The following is a 19,424-nucleotide window of genomic DNA, read 5'->3' as shown; positions in this document are numbered from 1 at the left end:
CGTCCGGACCCACAAGCAACCTAGCAGGTACGGACGGTGTAGAAAGATCAAGGAATAAAAAAATAAGCTAAACGTCAAAGACGCGTAAGCCGCCCGGCCGTTCGCCTATTTGTGCGGGTCCCACCACAGCGGCGTCGTGACCACATCCGGCCCGTCCAGCAATTGTACCGCCGCGTCGACGGCATCGCCGTTCGTCTGCTCTTCCAGGTCCAGGAACGGAATGCGGCGCAGAATTTCTCCGGCGGCAATGTCCGGGTTGTCCGAATTCACGACCGGATAGAGAGTAGGATACCCGGTGCGCCGGAACTCTGCCCAGCCTTCGAAGCCATCGGGGTACATCGCCAGCCATTTTTGGGTGCCGATCTGCTCCCGTTGCGTGGCTTCGTCTTCGGCGAATATCACCGGAATATCGGCCATGGGCGGAGAGTCGAGGAAGTCCTGCGGCGCGATGGGCGTCGCCGTGCTGTTTTGGTAGGCCGCAATCAGTACCGGATCGGTAATGCCCCATTGCAGCATCGAGGCTTCGATGCCTTTGTTGTACAACGTCTTTGCATCCTCGCCCATGTTCCAGCCGTTGAGCGCACCTTCCGCGCGCAGGAAATACGCCTCGGCGGTTGCCATGATGTTTTGAGACTCGTCCAAATTGGAGCTGTTCCAGCGCGCACTGTTGTGCAGGGAGTTGTAAGCCGCCGTGTTCTTTTCATCCGACAATTGGGCGGAGGTCAGGCCGTTGCGCAACCCTTCGTAGTCGCCGGTAACGGTAGAGGGGTCAAAGTACTCTTCCAGCCGTGGGTCTTCGTATCCCTTCAGAACTGACTCCATCGCGGCGCTCATGCGAAATTCATTCCACTGCATCAGCGATAGTGCGTTATCGTCACCGTTCACCCCACCACGCTGCAACAGCGCGTCGTCGTCGGGACTGCTCATCAGCACGCCTCCGGCTACGGCCGCTTCGGCCTCGGTTTGCGCTCGCGACGGGTCTACACCCGACACGCGCATGGCCAGGCGCAACCGCAGGGTATTGGCAAATTTGATCCATTTGCTCACGTCACCCCCATAAATCAGGTCGAAGCTTCCGTACGGCTCGGCTCCTGACTGGCTTTCCAGCACGGTCACGGCTGAGTCCAGCTTTTTGAAGAAGTCGTCGTAAATCTGGTCCTGTGGATCGTACGGCACCGAAGTGGCCGGAATGCCCGCCTGGAAGTAGGGAATCGGACCGTAGTAATCGGTCACGCGGTGGAACGACCAGACCCACCAGATTTGCGCCAGCGCGTACTCGGTCGACGAAGGCTCCGTCTGTTCGAAAATGGTTTTCAGTTGCGGTACCGTCTGGGTATAAATCACACTCCAGGGTGTCGCCAGCCAGTCCATCCGAATCACGTAACGATCCGAAGGAAAGTAAGTCGCGACGCAGGCAAAATACTGGGCGTATTGATCGGAAAACAAGTTCTGCCCGACCTGGTAATTCCCGCCCGGCAGTGCGGCCGACGATTGAGCTTTGGCGAATAGATACGGAATTTCAGCCGGACCGATAACGGAAATTTTGGTCTGATCCGTGTTGACTTCGTCGAAGTTGGAGGTACAGGCTCCGATCAGCAGAAGGGCGGCGATCCATAGCGATAAGGCCACCCGGCTATGTTGTATAGATTGACTGTAGTTCATGTGTAGAAAATGCATGCGTGAAAAGTGGCCTTAAAACGAGAGCTTCAGGTTTAAACCGAGGTCGCGGGTCGACGGTAGGGTGCCGTACTCGATGCCCTGGAAGTTGCTGTTCCCCAAGTTCATGTCCGGGTCGAACCACATCTTGCGTTTGCCCAGTCCCGGAATGTCGAGAATCGAGCTGCCCCGGTAGAGCCAGAACAGGTTACGGGCCACAAACGAAAGTTTCGCGCCCTTGATAAATGTGTTTACAGGGAGCGGGAGGTCGTACCCCAGCGACACTTCGCGTACGCGGAAGTTCGTAGCGTCGTAGGCAAAGAACTCACCGGAACCGTACCGTTTGCCGGTGACGCTGGCGCTGGTCCAGAACGCTTCGGCGTTGATGGCCGTGGTATTCTCCTCGCCGGAAGCGGTTACGGCATCGAGCACCCAGCCGCCTTCGCGCATTTGGGCGGTTTCTTCAGTCACGCCGCTGAACGCCAGGTTCATCTCTGTCCCCGAAACCGCAATGCCCCCTACGCGACCATCCAGTAGCACACGCAACGAAACACCTTTGTAGTTGAAGGTATTGCTCAGACCCAGGGTCATTTTGGGGTTGAAATTGCCGATGATCTTCTGGTCTTCCGTAACGACGGGCAGCCCGGCATCGGACACGATGAATCGCCCGTTTGCGTCCGTGGCCCATCCGTCGGCCAGCAAGTCGCCGTACGACCCACCTACTCTAACGATCGGCGTAGCCGAGCGGGCATAGCTGCCACCAAGCGTCCTTTCGTTAATATTCTCAGCCAGTTCTAAAATCTTATTGCGGTTCCGTCCCAGGTTGAACGTCACGTTCCAGGAGAAATTTGCGGTGTTGATCGGCGTACCGTTGACGACTACTTCAATGCCTTGGTTCTGGATGTTCCCGGCGTTGATGTACTGCTCGGAGAATCCTGAAGCGGGGGCCAGTCCCAATAGCAATAACTGGTTAAGTGAATTGGTCTTATAGTACGTGAAGGTCAGGCCGATTCTGTTGCTGATGAACCGAACGTCCCCGCCGATTTCCAGGCTACGGGTGATTTCCGGTTGAAGGTTGCCGATGGCCTGCCTGGCATCCCGTGCAATGAAGCCTGCTCCGGCACCTTGCTGATAAGAGTAAGTGTTGAAAAGTAAATAGGGATCACCACCATTCCCTACTCTTGCATACGACGTATTTAGCTTGAAAAACGACCACACTTCGGGCAACGAAACCAAGTCGGAAATGACAGCAGAAAGCCCTACGGATGGATACTGGAATCCATATGGACTAGGTAGGGTCGATGCCCAGTCGTTCCTTAAGCTGGCATCTAAGAAAATTGCGTCTCGGAAGGCAATGGTCGTCTGCCCAAATACCGACTGAGTTTGTGTATGAGTGTATACATCGCTGTGCGTCTGCTGAGTGCCAAAAGCCAAGTTGAATTTGTTGGGAATGTTGAGCCCATTGGCCACTGCCCCGGTATTCTGATACTGGTTGTCTTGCAAAATGGCACCGATCCGGTAATCGATCTGGACCTGTTCACCGAGGTTGTTGCTTCCGGCCAACATCGCATCGAACCATTTCTGCGTGATGACAATGCTGTTGCGCGAAAATCGACCACCCGGCCGGGAAGTCCATAAAATAGTGCCCTGCGAGTACTCTTCTTCGTTCTTATCGAAATACTTGTCCAGGTTGGCCCGCCCCTGCAACGACAGCCAGCTGGTGATCTGGTACTTGGCGGTCAGGAAACCGGTAATCCGGTCGCGCGACTGGTTAATGGCCGTCTGATGGATCATCCAGTAAGGATTCTGGTAGATCGACGAGAGCGTGGACGGCCAAGGGGTAGGCGTTGGGATACCAAACGCATCGGGCATGGCGTACTGCTTCATGTTTTCGATGCTCACGTTGCGCGGCGCCTGGTAGACGTCGATGACGGGCGCGTTCTCTTCGCCGGTGCGCGGCTTGTCGTAAATATCCTGCAGGATGTAGGTCACCTTCGCGTCGGTCGAGAATTTTTCGCTGATCTGGTTCGACAGACGCAGGTTGATGGTATGGCGGCTCATGTCGTTTTTCGGCACCACGCCTTGCAGCGCGTTGTTGGTGTACGACAGGTACGTCTGCATTTTCTCCGAGCCGCCCGACACGCCGATCGAGTTGTTGAAGCTGTAGGCCGTCCGGAAAAAGTCGCGCACGTTATCGGGCTGAGGCGAGTAGCTGGCCTGTTCGCCCAGGTAGTTGGTGAAGCTCTGCCCCTGCATGGGCGCACCCCAGCTGGCGCCTTCGTTCGGGACGATGTTGCCGCCGACGCCCTGTCCGTACTGATCCTGGAAGCGCGGGATGGCGAAGACCGTCTGGCGCGTAACTCCGGAGTTGACATCGACCGAAATCTTACCACTCCGGCCTTTTTTGGTCGTGATCAGAATCACACCGTTGGCGGCCTGGCTGCCGTAGAGCGCCGCGGCCGAAGCCCCGCGCAGAACCGTCGTCGACTCGATGTCGTCGGGGTTGATGTTTGAGGCGCCATCGCTGCCCGTCACGCCTCCAAAGTCACTGGTTGCGGTCTGGTACGTGCTGTTGTTGATCGGCACCCCGTCGACCACAATCAGGGCGTTGTTGCTGCCCTGGATGGACCGGTTGCCGCGCAGCACAATGCGCGATCCGCTTCCCACCCCACCGGAGCCCTGGGTGATGTATGCCCCGGCAATTTTCCCCTGGAGGGTGTTGAGCACGTTTGCGTCGCGCACTTCGTTGAGCTGCTGTGGCCCGATCGACTGCGTCGCGTAGGGAAGGGCCTTGCTCTCACGTTCGATGCCCAGCGCCGTTACCACCACTTCCTGCAGTGCCTGCACATCGGGTTCGAGCGCCACGTCGATGACCGAGCGGTTGTTGATCGCCACGTCCTGAGGCGTGTAGCCGATGTACGAAAAAACCAGGGTGGTGCCGTCGGCGGGCACGTTGAGGGTATACGCGCCTGTGGCGTCGCTAATGGTACCGATGGTCGTGCCTTTGACCAGGACGCTGACGCCAATCAGCGTTTCTTGCGTAGTGCCGTCGGTAATTTTTCCGCTGACGGTCCGTTGCCCCCAGGCTACAGGACCGCAGAGAAACAATCCCCAGAACAGGGAGAACAGGGAGAGACGTTTTCTCATACTGCTTGTCATTGAATTATAGGATAGATTAGGATGCGAACTGAGCGGTTGCCTGAGCGGCCTTCCGATGCCGAAGGCCTGGTACTTGACGCGGCGTGGGGATGTAGGTACAGCGAACCTGTGCGGGTGGGTTGTGTCGCAGGAAAGCCGATACGACTCCTCGCTACCAGGCGAGGAGAGAATCAGTAAGCAGGAAGCAGGGTGGAGTACTTTGCTGTAAAGACGGCCACTATATTGAACAAACCTTCTGAAAGCACAAAGTGCTTTTGCTTACTTTTTATTTGCCTAAACTAAATGCGTGGTGTGTGAATCTATGGTGTATTTATACGAACGCCGTTGTGCATACTACGAAGGTCGTATTTTCATGTATGTACTGGTATTTAGCTTGTTTGTGGTGTTTTAGGGACGGGAATTTCCGCCTTGTTCAAAATCAGCGTCTGTGGAGCGATTGTAACGGAAAATAAAATTCTGCTTCTACGTTTTCAATGATTTTTCCCCGTTCCCTCTCCGGCGGCGTGGTAGAACCTCCTTCCGGGGGTGCGCAATCGGTTGTGCAAATTGGCGGGCAGGCGAGGTACACCTGTTTACGTATAAACCTGGAAATCTTGCGTGTCCTGTGCGAATGGCTAGCTTTGTCGGGCCGCCGTTCGCCAGAGGTGATGCGGCGCACAGGCTCCATCATCATACGCTCCTAATTTCCTTTTCCTATGCAAAAAGAAGAAATCCATCACCCCGATAAAACAGACCCGAACTTTGCGACCGGCGCTTTCTCGGCCGGCGTTAAAATCGACGGCTGGCTTTACGTCAGCGGTCAGGCCGCCGTCGACTTCGCGCAAGGCAAATTTGTGCTGGGTACCATCGAAGAAGAAACGCGACTGACGCTCCACAACATCCGCCGGATCTGTGAAGCGGCGGGTGCCTCGCTCGACGACGTGGTGAAGTGCACGGTCTACCTGGCCGACATCAACGACTTTCCCCGATACAATACCGTCTACGCCGAACATTTTACGGGTGTGAAACCGGCCCGCACCACCGTCGAAGCCGCGATGGCCAACGGCATCAAGGTCGAAATTGACGCCATCGTGCGTCTGCCCGAGTAACCATGAACAGCGCACCGCACGATCCGTCCGCGATTCCGGTAGGGATCGTGGGGCTGGGCCTGATGGGCTGTAGCATCACCACCTGCCTGCTGCTGGCGGGGCATCCGGTGGTCGCCGTAGCCCCCATTCCGCCCGACCTCGATACGGCCTGGCCGCGCGTCCACAAACATCTGGAAAAGTCGCACCAAGAAGGCTTGACCGCGCAACGGCCCGCTCACTACCGGGAACGCCTGCTCATCACCGACGATTACGCGCAACTTGCGCCCTGCCAACTGGTGATCGAATGCACGCTGGAACAGATCGACATCAAACGGGCGGTTTACGCCAAGATCGAAGCCGCCGTTTCACGCGAAGCGGTGATTACCAGCAACACGTCGGCCATTCCGATCAGCCTGTTGCAGCGGGAAACGCAGCATCCTGCCCGCTTTCTGGGGTTGCACTGGGCCGAGCCGTCGCACACCACGCGCTTTCTCGAAATCATCTGCGGCGACCAAAGCGACCTGGCGCGGGGCGAATGGCTGTACGACCTGTCGCATCGGTGGGGAAAAGAGCCGACGCTGGTCCGGAAAGACATCCGTGGGTTTATCGGTAACCGGCTGATGTACGCCATGTACCGCGAAGCGTTTTACCTGGTCGAGAATGGCTACGCCACGGTGGAAGACGTGGACCGCGCCTGCCGGAACAACGCGGGCTACTGGATGACGCTCGTGGGCGTGTTTCGGTGGATGGACCTGACCGGTGTGCCCGCCTACCATACCGTGATGAAAGACCTCTGGCCGACGCTCAGCAACCAGACGGAAGTGCCGCACCTGATCGACGACCTTGTGAAAGCGGGCGGGCGGGGCGTCGCCAATGCGCACGGCTTCCACGACTATACGCCGGAAGAAGCGCGGCTGTGGCAGGAAACGTTCGAGGAATTTGCTTACGAAATCCGTCGCCTGGCGCTGAAGTACCCGGCCGACGTGGTGAAGCGCAAGCTCGCGTCAGACGGGACCGACTAGGCGTGCGCCTCGGCCAAAACGCAGGGCGCGCGTTTTTTGCGCAAACGATTGAAATTGTTGGGCAAAGGCTTCTGTTCGTCGAAAAGCCCCTTCCGGCTCGATAAAGCCCCGCGCTGCGTTTTTCTGCCTGAAGCGGAGATACGCACGATCCGCCTGCGGCTCCTTACATTCGTGCCGAAATCCCATCGCCTTTTCTGTATGAAACAAACCCGCGCCATCGCCCTGATTGGGGTGCTGTTTTTCATCTTTGGCTTTGTCACCTGGCTGAACGGCATCCTGATTCCATACCTGCGCATCGCCTGCGAACTCGATAACTTTCAGTCGTACCTCGTCGCCTTTGCGTTCTACATCGCGACGATTGTGATGGCCCTGCCGTCGTCGGGCATCATCCGGCGCACCGGTTTCCGAAACGCGATGATGGTCGGGCTGTTTATCATGGCCGGGGGCGCGTTGCTATTCGTGCCGGCTGCTTCAATGCGCAGTTATCCCTTGTTTCTGTTCGGCTTGTTTGTGATCGGCGGCGGGATGACCGTGCTGCAAACGGCGTCGAATCCGTACATCTCGGTGATGGGTCCGCGCGAGTCGGCCGCCCGGCGCATTAGTCTGATGGGCATTTTCAACAAAACGGCGGGCATCCTCTCGCCACTGATTCTGGGAGCGATTGTTCTGAAAGGCAACGAAGACCTGGAGGCCCGGTTGGCCGCGATGGATGCCGTGCAACGCGCCGCCGAGCTGGATGCGCTGGCCGCGCGCGTTATTGTCCCGTACTGCGTAATGGCCGCGATTCTGTTTGGGCTGGGCGTGTTTGTGCGCTTCTCGGGTTTGCCGGAAATCAACCCAGAGGCCGATAATCAGGCCGTGGCGGGCAGCACACCGAAGACCAGCGTATGGCAATTCCCGAACCTCATCCTCGGGTTGGTGTCCCTTTTTCTGTACGTCGGCGTGGAAGTGATGGCGGGCGATACGATCATCAGCTACGGCTTGTCGCAGGGCTTCCCACTCACCGAAGCGAAGGTCTTTACCTCTTACACGCTGGCCGCGATGGTGATCGGCTATATCCTCAGCATCGTGCTGATGCCGAAATGGATTTCGCAGGAAAAGGCGCTGACCGTTTCGGCGGTGTTGGGGCTGGTCTTTACGGCGGGCGCGCTGATGCTCGACGGCTTTGCGTCAGTGTTGTGCATTGCGTTGCTCGGCTTTGCCAACGCGGTGATGTGGCCGGCCCACTGGCCGCTGGCGTTGCACGGGTTGGGCAAGTTCACCCGCATCGGCGCGTCGTTGCTCGTGATGGGCATCGCGGGCGGGGCGTTGCTGCCGCTGGCCTACGGCTACCTGGTCGACGTGTTCAACGCGCAACAGGCGTATTGGCTGTTGGTGCCCTGTTATCTGTTCATTCTTTATTACGCTGTGGCAGGACATAAAAAACTGAGCTGGCGCGCCACCCCGCCCGAAAAGGCCCTGCAAAATTCGTAGGCGGATTATATTGCGATTCGACGCATTGCTAGCTCAGATCGCCTGCCTATGTTCCCTTCTTTCCTACGTCCGTACGTTCTCTTTCTGTGGTGCTGCCTGTGTGTCGGACCCCTCGCCGCCGATACTTATCCGCGGCAGTCGGCCCTGGATGTGGAGCACTACCGCTTTGCCCTCACGCTGTCGGATGCCAACGACGAGATTACCGGCGTCGCCACCATTTCGGTGCGGTTCCGGGAGGCCGGGGTGACCCAGGTACGGCTCGACCTGACTCAACCTCACGACGGTAAAGGCATGACCGTGACGGCTGTGACGGTCGACGGAAAAGCGGCCGATTACGCGCATCGGAAAGACGTGTTGCAGATTACGCTGCCCGCGTCCGTGCCGGCTGGCGAAGGGGCCGACCTGGAAATTCAGTACCACGGCATCCCGGCGACGGGGCTCATCATCGGCCCGAACCGCTACGGCGACCGCACCTTTTTCTCCGACAACTGGCCCAACAAAGCGCGGCAGTGGCTGCCCTGCGTGGATCATCCGTACGACAAAGCCACCAGCGAGTTCATCATCACCGCGCCGGACCACTACCAGGTGGTGTCGAACGGGCTGCAATTGGAAGAAACCAACCTGCCCGACGGCCTGAAGCGAACGCACTGGCAACAATCGGTGCCGATGGCAACCTGGCTCAACGCGCTTGGCGTCGCGCCCTTTGCCGTGCAGCGGGTCGGTACGTTCGACGGGAAAGAGCTGCAAAGCTGGGTTTTTCCACAGGACCGGGACGAAGGCTTCGAAAACCTATCGACCCCGACCTACCAGACCTTGTCGTTTTTCTCCGACTACGTAGGACCGTTTGTGTACGAGAAACTGGCGCACGTGCAGGCAAACAGCATTACCGGCGGGGCGATGGAATCGACGACTTCTATTTTTTACAATCCTGACTTGATCAAGGGGAGGAGCAGCGACCGCCTGCATAACGTGATGGTCCACGAAATGGCGCACCAGTGGTTCGGCAACGCGGTGACGGAAGCCGACTGGGACGATGTCTGGCTCAGCGAAGGGTTTGCGACCTATTTTACGTTGCTGTTCCGGGAATACGCGAACGGCCACGACGACCTGATCGAAGGCCTGAAAGAGTCGCGCGACCAGGTGTTTGAACTGGACGAAAAAGAACCGGAGTACCGCATCGTGCACGATAACCTCGACGACATGAGCCAGATCCTCTCCCGCCTCATCTACCAGAAAGGCGCGTGGTTCCTCCACATGCTACGGCTGAAGCTGGGTGATGCCGCATTTCAGGCAGGCATCCGGCAGTATTACCAGACGTACGTGAACCGCAACGCCTCGACCGCCGATTTCCGGCACGCAATGGAACAGGCCTCGGGACAGTCGCTGGAGCCCTTCTTTCAGCAATGGCTCTACCAGCGGGGCAACCTATTTCTGGAAGGAAGCTGGGCGTACGACGCCGCGAAGAAGCAGGTCTGGGTGACCCTGACGCCGCCGAAGAAAAAAGGACCGGTCTACCACATGCCTCTCGAAGTCGGTTTTTACCAGAACGGCGCAACCGTCCCCACCGTGCAGGAAATCCAATGGGAAGGGCAAAAAGCCACGTTCACGTTTCCTATGGAAACCCGCCCCGACCGCGTGGAACTCGATCCCCGCACCCGCCTCCTGGCCAAATGGACGCTAGTGGAGGGGAAGTAATACTTTTACAAAATGGATTCTGACAAAGTCGATTACATTATGGGATACTTCAGCCGCTTCATGACAAAAGAGGAAGCCAAGGCATCGCTGCACTGGACTTCCTGCTATAAAAACGGTGCGGAAAATGAGCCTGAGAAAATTTCTGAAACCATGCGAACTATGCTCTTAAGGAGAGGATGGTTGACCGAAGATCCGGCGATTCTTAGTTTGCTAGAAGACGGCATCGAAGTTTTTCGCCAACGAACTGCTGAGCGAATTGCCCGGGAACATGCCTCGGAAATCCAGTACAATCTTTGCCCCAACTGCTGAAAGCTCGCGCGGACGCCCTTTGCGAAGCAGTGTCGATTTTGCAAGTATGATTGGCATTGAAACAGAAGAGCGATTTTTTATGCAAAAACGTTAATTGTGATCGTGAGAACTTTTCTTCTGCTTTTTATCATCGCTTTTTTGAAGCTACCTGTGGTGTTCGCGCAAGAGGATACCCAAGTCGTTGCATTGCTGAATCGGCTGGCCCAAGCGGACAATTCTAAACGACTGAACGATGCATTACAGGGTGAAGAAATCACAATCTCTAAAGAAAAACTGTTGCCTGCATTTGCGCGCCGGTTTACAGATTCTACCCTCACCGAGGTGAAATCAGACTGTCTGGGTCGTGTTTTGTCAATAGGAGAACTGGCTATCATTGCTGCGGATCGTCTGGAAATGATGCCGTACTCACAATTGACTGGAGTCCAAAACTGCCTGCTCTCCTTTTGTGATGAGAATCCAAATTTTATAGAGTACTACTTGAATGTGATCAAGGAGGCTGGAACCTCATCTTTCCAGGAGAAATACTTCGAATGGCTGCAAAGCGATGGGCGAAAAGAATGGTGGCCTTCTTATGATGAAGGTCGGTCAAAACAAGAAGTACGTAAATCTGGCCCGTAGTCCTCTTGCCGCTTTATACACAATTTATAGGCATGACTGGCATTAAAGAAATCTGGATTGAGGCGGAACAATGGGCGGAGGGCGAGTGGGAGAATGGTAGTAAAGTCGTTTGCCCCTAGTTTCAGGCTTAGCCTGAAACTTACGGACACAGGGAAGCTTGCAGCTTCCTGACCAACAAATGTGCAGGAAGCTGCAAGCTTCCCTGTGTCAGACGGCTTCAGCTTATAGCTGAAGCCAGGAAAGGGACTTTGATCGGGTCTTTACGAAACTAGACGAGGACGATGCTGATGACGAAGCCGTTGCATAACGCCATGAGCACAAGCGACTTGCCGCATCAGGTAAGATGTAGGAATTGGTGGTAAAAGACATTTTTTTGAGAGGGGGGAAGGTGGCATCTTGCGCTAAACTAGACGCGAGTTCGTTCTTGCTCTGAACTGCCTTCCCGCTATGAAACCTCTCCACCGTTCCCTCTGGGTGAGCGTGCTGCTTCTCCTCCTGCAAGCCTGCGGCCGTGACCAGATTTCCCTCGAAAGCCGAAACTTTGAAGACGTTGTGGACCAGCGCCAGAATCTGACGTTCGTCTTCAACCGGGCACTCGCCCCCGACTCGCTTCTGAACCTCTGGGACTCGACCGAATACGTCGCTTTTAGTCCGAAGGTGAAAGGGCAATTTCGGTGGCTCTCGCCGACGGAGCTGACGTTTTCGCCCGACGGAGGATTTGCGCCCTCGACCGACTACGAGGCGAAGTTGACGGAGGCCCTGCGGAACCTGAGTGCCGAGAAGGCAAAGGTGGACAACGCGGCCATCCGCTTCCACACGCCGTACCTCGACCTGCAAAACGTGGGCATGTACTGGACCAAAGAGGCCAACGGAAAGATTGCGGTGCGGATGCAGTTGAAGTTCAACTACGAAATGAACCCGACCGACGTCGCCAACCAGTTGAAGGTGCAGGTCGACGGCAAGCCGCAGTCGTTTGAGGTACGCAGTTCGGTGCCTTCCGAGACGGTCGGGATCAGCGTAGTGCCCGGAACCAACGGCAAAGATCCGGTGCCGACGCAATTGGCCATGGGGGCGGGGTTGCAGTGCGCCGCCTGTACGCAACCGCTGCGCAATCCGATCCAGTTCAAAACCGAGATTCCGCCGCGTGACCAGTTTTCGATCGTGCGGGTCGATACCGAATACGACGGCGAAACGTCGTACCTGCGCGTGCAGACCAACCAGGCCATCGAAAGTGAGAACCTGCGGGCCCTCATCCAGTTCGATCCGGCGGTCGACATCGACGTGCAGCCGGGGCAGTCCGGGTTTACGATCCGCGGCGATTTCAAGCCGGAGCAGAGCTACGAACTCACCATCGCCGAAGGACTGACGGGCATTTTCGGAGGAACGCTGGGGCGTCCGTTTTCACAGTCGGTAGTGTTTGGGGAGCCGGAACCGGCCATTTCGTTTGCCTCAGCCAAAAACCTCTACCTGTCGAGTCAGACGCACCAGCAGATCGGCGTTCGCATCCAGGGCGTGCCCAACGTGCAGGTGCAGGTCTACAAGATCTTCGAAAACAACCTCAGCGAATTTTTCCGCAACTACGGTTACTCGCTCCGCAGCCGGGGGGGCAACGAGGCGTATTACGACGACTATTATTCGCCCTACAACAACTACGAGCACCTCGGCAATCGCCTGGTCGATACTGAAATCGCGGTCAGCTCGCTGCCGAAAGAAGGAGGATTGTCGTTGCTGGACCTGCGGCTGGGCGGCACGCTGCGCAACGACCTGAGCGCCCACAAAGGCATTTATATTATCAAAATCAACGATCCCGACAACCGCTGGTTGGGCGACCAGCAGGTCGTCGCCATTTCGGACGTGGGCCTGATCGCCCGGCAGACCGACAACGAAGTCTGGGTGTTTGCCAACTCGATCATGGGAGCCGATCCGCTGACCGGCGTCGAGATGGAACTGATCAGCCGCAACAACCAGGTGATGGCCAAAGCTACGACCAACGCCCAGGGCATTGCCCGGTTCACCAACCTGCAACACCAGGCGGCGGGCTTCGCCCCGCAGATGGTCACGGCCCGCCACCAGAGCGATTTTACCTACCTGCATTTCGACCAGACGGGCGTGGAAACCTCGCGCTATGCAGTGGAAGGCCTCCGCAGCAATCCTTCCCACTACCTCGCTTACGTCTACGGCGACCGGAACCTCTACCGTCCCGGCGAAACGGTACGGCTGAATACGCTGGTGCGCACCGAAGACTGGCAGCAGATCGGGAAAGTGCCGGTGAAACTGAAAGTGCTTCTGCCGAACGGACGCGAGTTTCTGACGCAACGCGGCACCCTCGACGATCAGGGGGCCTTCGCCACGCAGTTCGAGTTGCCCGCCGCCGCTGTGACCGGCACCTACGAGGTGGAAGCCTATACCTCGAACGATGTGCTGCTAACCACCTATCCGATCAGCGTTGAAGAATTTATGCCCGACCGGATCAAAGTGAATCTGCAACTGGCAAAAGAGACGGCCGGGCCGGGCGAAACCGTCACCGCCGACCTAACCGCGACCAACCTGTTCGGGCCTCCTGCCGCCGGACGGAAGTACGAAGTTGAGTTTTCGATCCGTCGCGTCCCTTTCCGCCCGAAGGGCTGGGACAACTATTCATTTGAATTAGAAGGCGGTAACCAGCTTCAGTTCGAGAATGACCTGCGGCAGGGCGAAACCAGTCAGGAAGGCAAAGCCGAGGAAAGCTTCACGGTTCCGACGAGTTACGAATATGCCGGCATGCTGTCCGGGCGGGTGTTTGCGACGGTGTTCGACGAGACAGGCCGCCCCGTGAATCGGGCAATGCAGGCCCGCATCCCGACCCAGGATATTTTTTACGGCATCGGCGACTTCGACTGGTACAACGACGTGCGCCGTCCGGTGCGGATGCCGCTCGTAGCGGTGAATCCCGATGGAAAAGCGCTGGATGCCGATGCGGTGGTACAGGTCATCAAGTACGAATGGCAGACCGTGGTCGAGAAGCGGGGAGGAAGTCGCTACAGCTACGTCTCGCAGAAAAAAGAGCGGGTGCTGGAAGAAAAGCGCTTCCGCGTGACGGGCAACAACGCGGCTTACACCTTTACGCCCGTCGAATCGGGTGAATACGAAATCCGCGTGCTGCATCCGAGTCAACCGAAAAACCAGCGGCGCTACGTGGCGCGCGAATTCTACGCGTACGGCATGGGCTACACGGCCAACTCGTCGTTCGAAGTGGACCGCGATGGACAGATCATCATCGAAGCCAGCCAGGAAACGTACCGCAGCGGCGATCAGGCCGAACTGATCTTCAAAACGCCCTTCGCCGGAAAGCTGCTCGTCACCGTGGAGCGGGGCGAAGTCTACGAACACCATTACCTCACGACCGACAAACGTTCGGCCCGGCTGACGCTGCCGATCACCGACCGCTTCCTGCCCAACATTTACATCACGGCGACCTTGTTCCGCCCGCTCGATCCGGCCGGCGCTCAAACACAGGTGCCGCTGACCGTCGCGCACGGCTTCCTGCCGCTGAAGGTCGAGAAACCCACGTCGCGCATTCCGCTGGAGATCAAGATTCCGGAAAAAAGCCGGAGCAAAACCACCCAGGAGATTCTGGTCAAAGCGAATGCGGGCTCGGGGGTGAAGATGACGGTGGCGGTCGTGGACGAAGGCATTTTGCAGGTGAAAGGCTACCAGACGCCCGATCCGCACGGCTATTTCTACCAGAAGCGCGCCCTGGAAGTAAAAGGCTTTGACGCCTACGCCCGACTGTTTCCCGACCTGATGCCGTCCACAAGTAGCTTCGGAGGCGACGGCTACGACCTGGACCGCCGGGTGAACCCGCTGCCGAACCGACGCACGAAGCTGGTGTCGTTCTGGAGCGGCGTGCTGACCACCGACGGCAAAGGCGAAGCCAAATTCAACATCGAAATTCCGCAGTTTTCGGGCGATCTGCGCGTGATGGCCGTGGCTTACCACGACGATGCGTTCGGCGCGGCCGATGCCCATATGAAGGTCGCCGATCCGCTCGTACTGAGCACGGCCCTGCCCCGTTTCCTCAGTCCGAACGACGAAATCGAAGTGCCCGTCACCCTGACCAACACGACCAACCAAACGGCAAGCGTGAAGGCGACCCTGGCGGCCACGGGCGCTTCTTCCGTCACGGGAGAAACGTCGCAAAGCGTTTCCATTCCGGCGAACAGCGAAAGGCAGGCCCGGTTCCGGCTGAAAGCCGCGCAGGCGCTGGGTACCACGACCGTCAAACTGTCTGCCAACGGGATGGGCGAAGCCTTTACGGAAGAAATCGAATTGCCGGTGCGTCCGGCGGTGACGCTAACCAAGCAGAGCGAAGCCGGTCAGATTCAGGCGGGCGGTACGCAGAACGTGAATTTCCCCGGTCAGTGGATGGAAGGCACGGCGCAGCAACGGTTGTTGGTGAGCCGCTCGCCCATTGTGGAATTTACCGACAACCTGAACGAACTGTTGCAGTACCCATACGGCTGCGCGGAGCAGACCATTTCCGTCGCGTTTGCGCAACTCTACTTCCGCGACTTATCCAAGACGCTGCAAAACCCGCGCATGATTCGCGACAACCCCGACTACCACGTGCAGACCGCCATCCGCAAACTCTACACGTTGCAGACTTACAACGGCGCGCTGGTGTACTGGCCCGGAAGTAGCGAGAACTGGTGGGTAACGGCCTACGGGGCGCACTTCCTCCGCGAAGCGCAAAAGGCCGGATTCGACGTGAGCGATCGGGTGCTGGAGCGGATCTACGGCTACCTGAGCGCCAAAGTGAAAGAAAAAGAACAGGTCACCTACCGCTACTACGACGCGGGCGGCGTGATCCGCGACAAGACCATCGTGCCGAAAGAAGCGGCCTACAGCCTCTACGTGCTGGCGCTGGCCGGGCAACCGGACATCGCGACCATGAACCATTACAAGGCGCAGACCGCGCAACTCGCCATCGACTCGCGCTACCTGCTGGCGGCGGCGTATCAGTTGGCGGGCGATGTCGGTTCGTACCGAACGATCCTGCCGAAAGACTTCAGCGGCGAGCGTTCGGTGAGTGTGACGGGCGGCAGTTTCTACTCCTACCTCCGCGACCAGGCCGTCGCGCTGAATGCCTTGCTGGAAGTCGATCCGAACCATCCGCAGGTGGCCCCGTTGGCGCGGCAACTGTCCACGCAACTGAAAGAAGCGCGTTACGTGAACACGCAGGAAAACGCCTTCTCATTGCTGGCCCTCGGCAAACTGGCGCGCGAGAACCAGAAAGGCAATCCAACGGCCGAGATTCGGGCCGGTTCGCAGAAGCTGGCAGAGCTCAAGGGCAACGAAGTGCTGGTGACGAAAGGACTAGAAGGGAAAAACGTCTCCATCCAAACGGGCGGTTCCGGCTCCGTCTACTACTTCGCAGAACAGGAGGGCATCCCGGCCAGCGGCACGGTGACGGAAGAAGACGAAGTGCTGAAGGTGCGCCGAACGTATTATGACCGAAAAGGCAATCCAATCACGAACAACACGGTGCAGCAAAACGACCTGATCGTGGTGAAACTATCCCTGAACACCCTCGACGGTTCCCGCGTGGACAACGTGGTCATCGCCGACCTATTGCCCGCCGGCTTCGAGATCGAGAACCCGCGCCTCAGCGAAGAGGCCAGCCTGCCGTGGATCAAAGGAGCCGCTACGCCGGACTATTTTGACATCCGCGACGACCGCCTTAACCTGTTCACCGCCGCCACCGGTTCGGTACAGAACTACTATTACATGGTGCGGGCCGTCTCACCGGGCACGTTCCGGGTCGGTCCGGTCAGTGCCGACGCGATGTACAAAGGTGAGTACCATTCTTACCACGGCGCCGGCACCGTCCAGGTCACGGAGTAGGCGCGGGAAGGCGATCTGTTAGACCAAACGGACGTGAGGAAGCTTGCCCTCTGTCATCCTGGAAGGATCTTCTCTCATGCACGGCAGTTTTGCTTTACGTGTAGGGAGATCCCTGCGAGATGACAACTCATCAAAGAAAGCGGCAGTTGCGGTAAACTTCCCTGCGATGCGACCATAAGTTGCGTGCGATATTCTTTTTGACCGTACTCGGACAAGTGGGGCATGTCCTGACCGCTTACCCAAATTTTAGCGAAGGGTGTAAACACTGGCGTAAGTAAAGCAGTTAGAGAATGCATCATGCTTTTGTAGCTTCAGAAGTGAAGGCCGTTCGTGCGCCGCATCAAAGGAAAACTCAATCGGAATCGCGGAAATTACGGAGATAGGCGGCATTCCTCTTCTGCATTGCCTATTTTTGTTGATCATCTCATTCATTTTTTGATCATGTTGAAAAAGTTTTGTGTACTCACGTCGGCGGTGCTGTTGGCGGCTTCCTGTACGTCGGAGCAGCCCCAGGACACGACGGAAGAGACGGCCATTCGTGGCATCGATCCGACGAACCTGGATACGACGGTGGCGCCCTGCGACAATTTCTATCGGTTTGCCAACGGAGGCTGGCTCGACCGCAATCCCGTGCCGCCGTCCGAAAGCCGGTGGAGCAGTTTCAATGAATTGTTCGAGCAGAACAACGCCATCATGCGCGAAATCCTCGATTCCGTTTCGGCCAAAACCGACTGGGAAAAAGGGAGCGTAGAGCAGAAGGTGGGCGACTTTTACCATAGCGGCATGGATACCGTGCAGATCGCCAAACTGGGCCTGGACCCGGTGCGCCCGGAGCTGCAAAAAATCGCTTCGATCCAGAACCGCGACGACCTGCAACGGGTCATTGCCGAACTGCATCCGCTGGGCGTCAACGCCGCATTCCGGTTTTACGTGACGCAGGACGACAAAATCAGCTCGCAGTACATTCCGAACCTGATTCAAGGGGGACTGGGCCTGCCCGACCGCGATTACTATGTGCGCGACGATGCCCCCTCGCAGGAGATTCGCGATCAGTACGTCGATCACCTGGGACGGATGATGACGCTGGCCGGTGAGCCGGAAGCCGAGGCGCTGCAACACGCCAAGCAAATTATGGCGCTGGAGACGCGCCTGGCGAAGGCGTCGATGGAGCGGGTGAAGCTGCGCGACCCGTATGCGACCTACAACAAAATGTCGGTGGACGAATTGCAACGGAAAGCGCCGAATCTTAATTGGAAGGCGATGTTCCAGGCGATGAACGTACCCGATTTCGATACGCTGATCGTGGGACAACCCGATTTTGTGGCGGAGCTGAACCGGGCCGTGGCGCAGGTGTCGCTCGACAACTGGAAAGCGTATCTGGAGTGGACGGTGCTCAACACGGCGGCTCCGTGGCTGAGCGACGCGTTTGTGGAAGCAGATTTCGACTTCTTCAGCAAAACCCTGAACGGCACGCAGGAAATGCGTCCCCGCTGGAAGCGGATCGCCAATGCGACCGACGATGCCCTGGGCGAAGCGCTCGGCGAACTATACGTGAAGCGGACGTTCTCGCCCGAAGCGAAAGAAAAAGCCCTGGAAATGGTGCATAACCTGCAGGAGGCTTTCCGCGAACGGCTGGGCGAACTGACCTGGATGAGTGATGAGACCAAGCAGGCCGCCCTGGAAAAACTGGAGGCTTTTGCCACGAAAATCGGCTATCCGGACGAGTGGCGCGATTATTCGGACCTGGACATCGCCCGCGATGCGTACGCACGCAACCAGTTCAACGCCAATGTGTTCGGCTGGAACCGCAACGTGAACAAGCTGGGGAAACCCATTGACCGGAAGGAGTGGCACATGACGCCCCCGACCGTGAATGCGTACTACAATCCGTCGCAAAACGAAATCGTGTTTCCGGCGGGCATTCTGCAGCCGCCGTTCTTCGACCCGAAAGCCGACGATGCCGTCAACTACGGCGGCATGGGCGCGGTGATCGGCCACGAGATGACCCACGGGTTCGACGATCAGGGACGGCAGTACGATCCGCAGGGCAACCTGCGCGATTGGTGGCAGGCGTCCGACGCCGATCAGTTCAAAGGTCGCGCCCAGCGCATGGTCAACCAGTTTGGGGAATATACGATGGTCGATACCATTCCGGTGAACGGCGAACTGACCCTCGGCGAGAACATTGCCGACCTGGGTGGCCTGAAGATTGCCTATGCCGCCCTACAGAAAGCGCTGGAAAACAAACGTCCTGAAAAGATCGACGGCTTCACGCCCGAACAGCGGTTCTTCCTGGGCTGGGCACAAATCTGGCGCACGAACATCACCGACCAGGCCGCCGCCCGACTCATCAAAGTCGATCCGCACGCGCCGGGCATGTACCGGACCAACGGACCGCTTGCCAACCTGCCCGAGTTTTATGAAGCGTGGGGCTGCACACCGGCCGACGCCATGATGCGCAACGACAGCGTGCGCGTCGAAATCTGGTAAGCACAAGCGAAACAGAAGTTACAGCAGCGCCCGGATCGATTCAGGTTCGGGC

General features: G+C 57.7%; 10 protein-coding genes. 8 read left to right on the top strand and 2 right to left on the bottom strand.

The window, feature by feature from the left end:
* Positions 1 to 105: 105 nt before the first annotated feature.
* Together BLR44_RS18810 and BLR44_RS18805 are read right to left on the bottom strand one after the other, a co-directional pair.
* Complete coding sequence (locus BLR44_RS18810) at positions 106 to 1,677, bottom strand: SusD/RagB family nutrient-binding outer membrane lipoprotein (protein ID WP_245706109.1); 1,572 nt, start codon at positions 1,675 to 1,677, stop codon at positions 106 to 108.
* A 15-nt stretch (positions 1,678 to 1,692) separates the two neighbouring features.
* Positions 1,693 to 4,803 carry a SusC/RagA family TonB-linked outer membrane protein gene (locus tag BLR44_RS18805; protein ID WP_089685385.1) on the bottom strand — a complete coding sequence of 1,037 codons (3,111 nt, stop codon included), beginning with the start codon at positions 4,801 to 4,803 and terminating at the stop codon, positions 1,693 to 1,695.
* 707 nt (positions 4,804 to 5,510) lie between these two features.
* Here BLR44_RS18805 and BLR44_RS18800 point away from each other — a divergent pair.
* From BLR44_RS18800 to BLR44_RS18760, 8 genes are all read left to right on the top strand, one after another.
* A complete protein-coding gene (locus tag BLR44_RS18800; RefSeq protein WP_089684897.1) occupies positions 5,511 to 5,903 on the top strand; it encodes a RidA family protein in 393 nt (130 codons plus the stop codon).
* A 2-nt stretch (positions 5,904 to 5,905) separates the two neighbouring features.
* Positions 5,906 to 6,904, top strand: coding sequence for a 3-hydroxyacyl-CoA dehydrogenase family protein (locus BLR44_RS18795; RefSeq protein WP_089684896.1), 999 nt, complete (start codon positions 5,906 to 5,908; stop codon positions 6,902 to 6,904).
* A 198-nt stretch (positions 6,905 to 7,102) separates the two neighbouring features.
* Entirely contained in the window at positions 7,103 to 8,377 is a 1,275-nt protein-coding gene (locus BLR44_RS18785; protein WP_089684892.1) for a sugar MFS transporter, read from the top strand.
* 48 nt (positions 8,378 to 8,425) lie between these two features.
* Positions 8,426 to 10,072 (top strand): M1 family metallopeptidase, encoded by a 1,647-nt coding sequence (locus tag BLR44_RS18780; protein WP_089684891.1) that lies wholly within the window; start codon positions 8,426 to 8,428, stop codon positions 10,070 to 10,072.
* 12 nt (positions 10,073 to 10,084) lie between these two features.
* Positions 10,085 to 10,381: a hypothetical protein gene (locus tag BLR44_RS18775; protein ID WP_089684889.1), complete on the top strand. Its 297-nt coding sequence runs from the start codon at positions 10,085 to 10,087 to the stop codon at positions 10,379 to 10,381.
* 102 nt (positions 10,382 to 10,483) lie between these two features.
* Positions 10,484 to 10,999, top strand: coding sequence for a hypothetical protein (locus BLR44_RS18770; protein WP_143017372.1), 516 nt, complete (start codon positions 10,484 to 10,486; stop codon positions 10,997 to 10,999).
* A 447-nt stretch (positions 11,000 to 11,446) separates the two neighbouring features.
* Positions 11,447 to 16,882, top strand: a complete 5,436-nt coding sequence (locus BLR44_RS18765) for an alpha-2-macroglobulin family protein (protein WP_089684885.1) — start codon at positions 11,447 to 11,449, stop codon at positions 16,880 to 16,882.
* Positions 16,883 to 17,323: 441 nt separating this feature from the next.
* A complete protein-coding gene (locus BLR44_RS18760; protein ID WP_218127122.1) occupies positions 17,324 to 19,372 on the top strand; it encodes a M13 family metallopeptidase in 2,049 nt (682 codons plus the stop codon).
* The last annotated feature ends 52 nt before the right edge of the window (positions 19,373 to 19,424 follow it).

It is taken from the genome of Catalinimonas alkaloidigena (assembly GCF_900100765.1).
GTDB lineage: Bacteria > Bacteroidota > Bacteroidia > Cytophagales > Flexibacteraceae > Mooreia > Mooreia alkaloidigena.
This window is presented reverse-complemented; position numbering and strand designations above follow the sequence as displayed.

Coding starts and splice junctions, on each gene's coding strand:
- BLR44_RS18785 (WP_089684892.1), top strand. CDS start 7,103: ATGAAACAAACCCGCGCCATCGCCCTGATTGGGGTGCTGTTTTTCATC.
- BLR44_RS18760 (WP_218127122.1), top strand. CDS start 17,324: ATGTTGAAAAAGTTTTGTGTACTCACGTCGGCGGTGCTGTTGGCGGCT.
- BLR44_RS18775 (WP_089684889.1), top strand. CDS start 10,085: ATGGATTCTGACAAAGTCGATTACATTATGGGATACTTCAGCCGCTTC.
- BLR44_RS18805 (WP_089685385.1), bottom strand. CDS start 4,803: ATGAGAAAACGTCTCTCCCTGTTCTCCCTGTTCTGGGGATTGTTTCTC.
- BLR44_RS18780 (WP_089684891.1), top strand. CDS start 8,426: ATGTTCCCTTCTTTCCTACGTCCGTACGTTCTCTTTCTGTGGTGCTGC.
- BLR44_RS18800 (WP_089684897.1), top strand. CDS start 5,511: ATGCAAAAAGAAGAAATCCATCACCCCGATAAAACAGACCCGAACTTT.
- BLR44_RS18810 (WP_245706109.1), bottom strand. CDS start 1,677: ATGCATTTTCTACACATGAACTACAGTCAATCTATACAACATAGCCGG.
- BLR44_RS18795 (WP_089684896.1), top strand. CDS start 5,906: ATGAACAGCGCACCGCACGATCCGTCCGCGATTCCGGTAGGGATCGTG.
- BLR44_RS18765 (WP_089684885.1), top strand. CDS start 11,447: ATGAAACCTCTCCACCGTTCCCTCTGGGTGAGCGTGCTGCTTCTCCTC.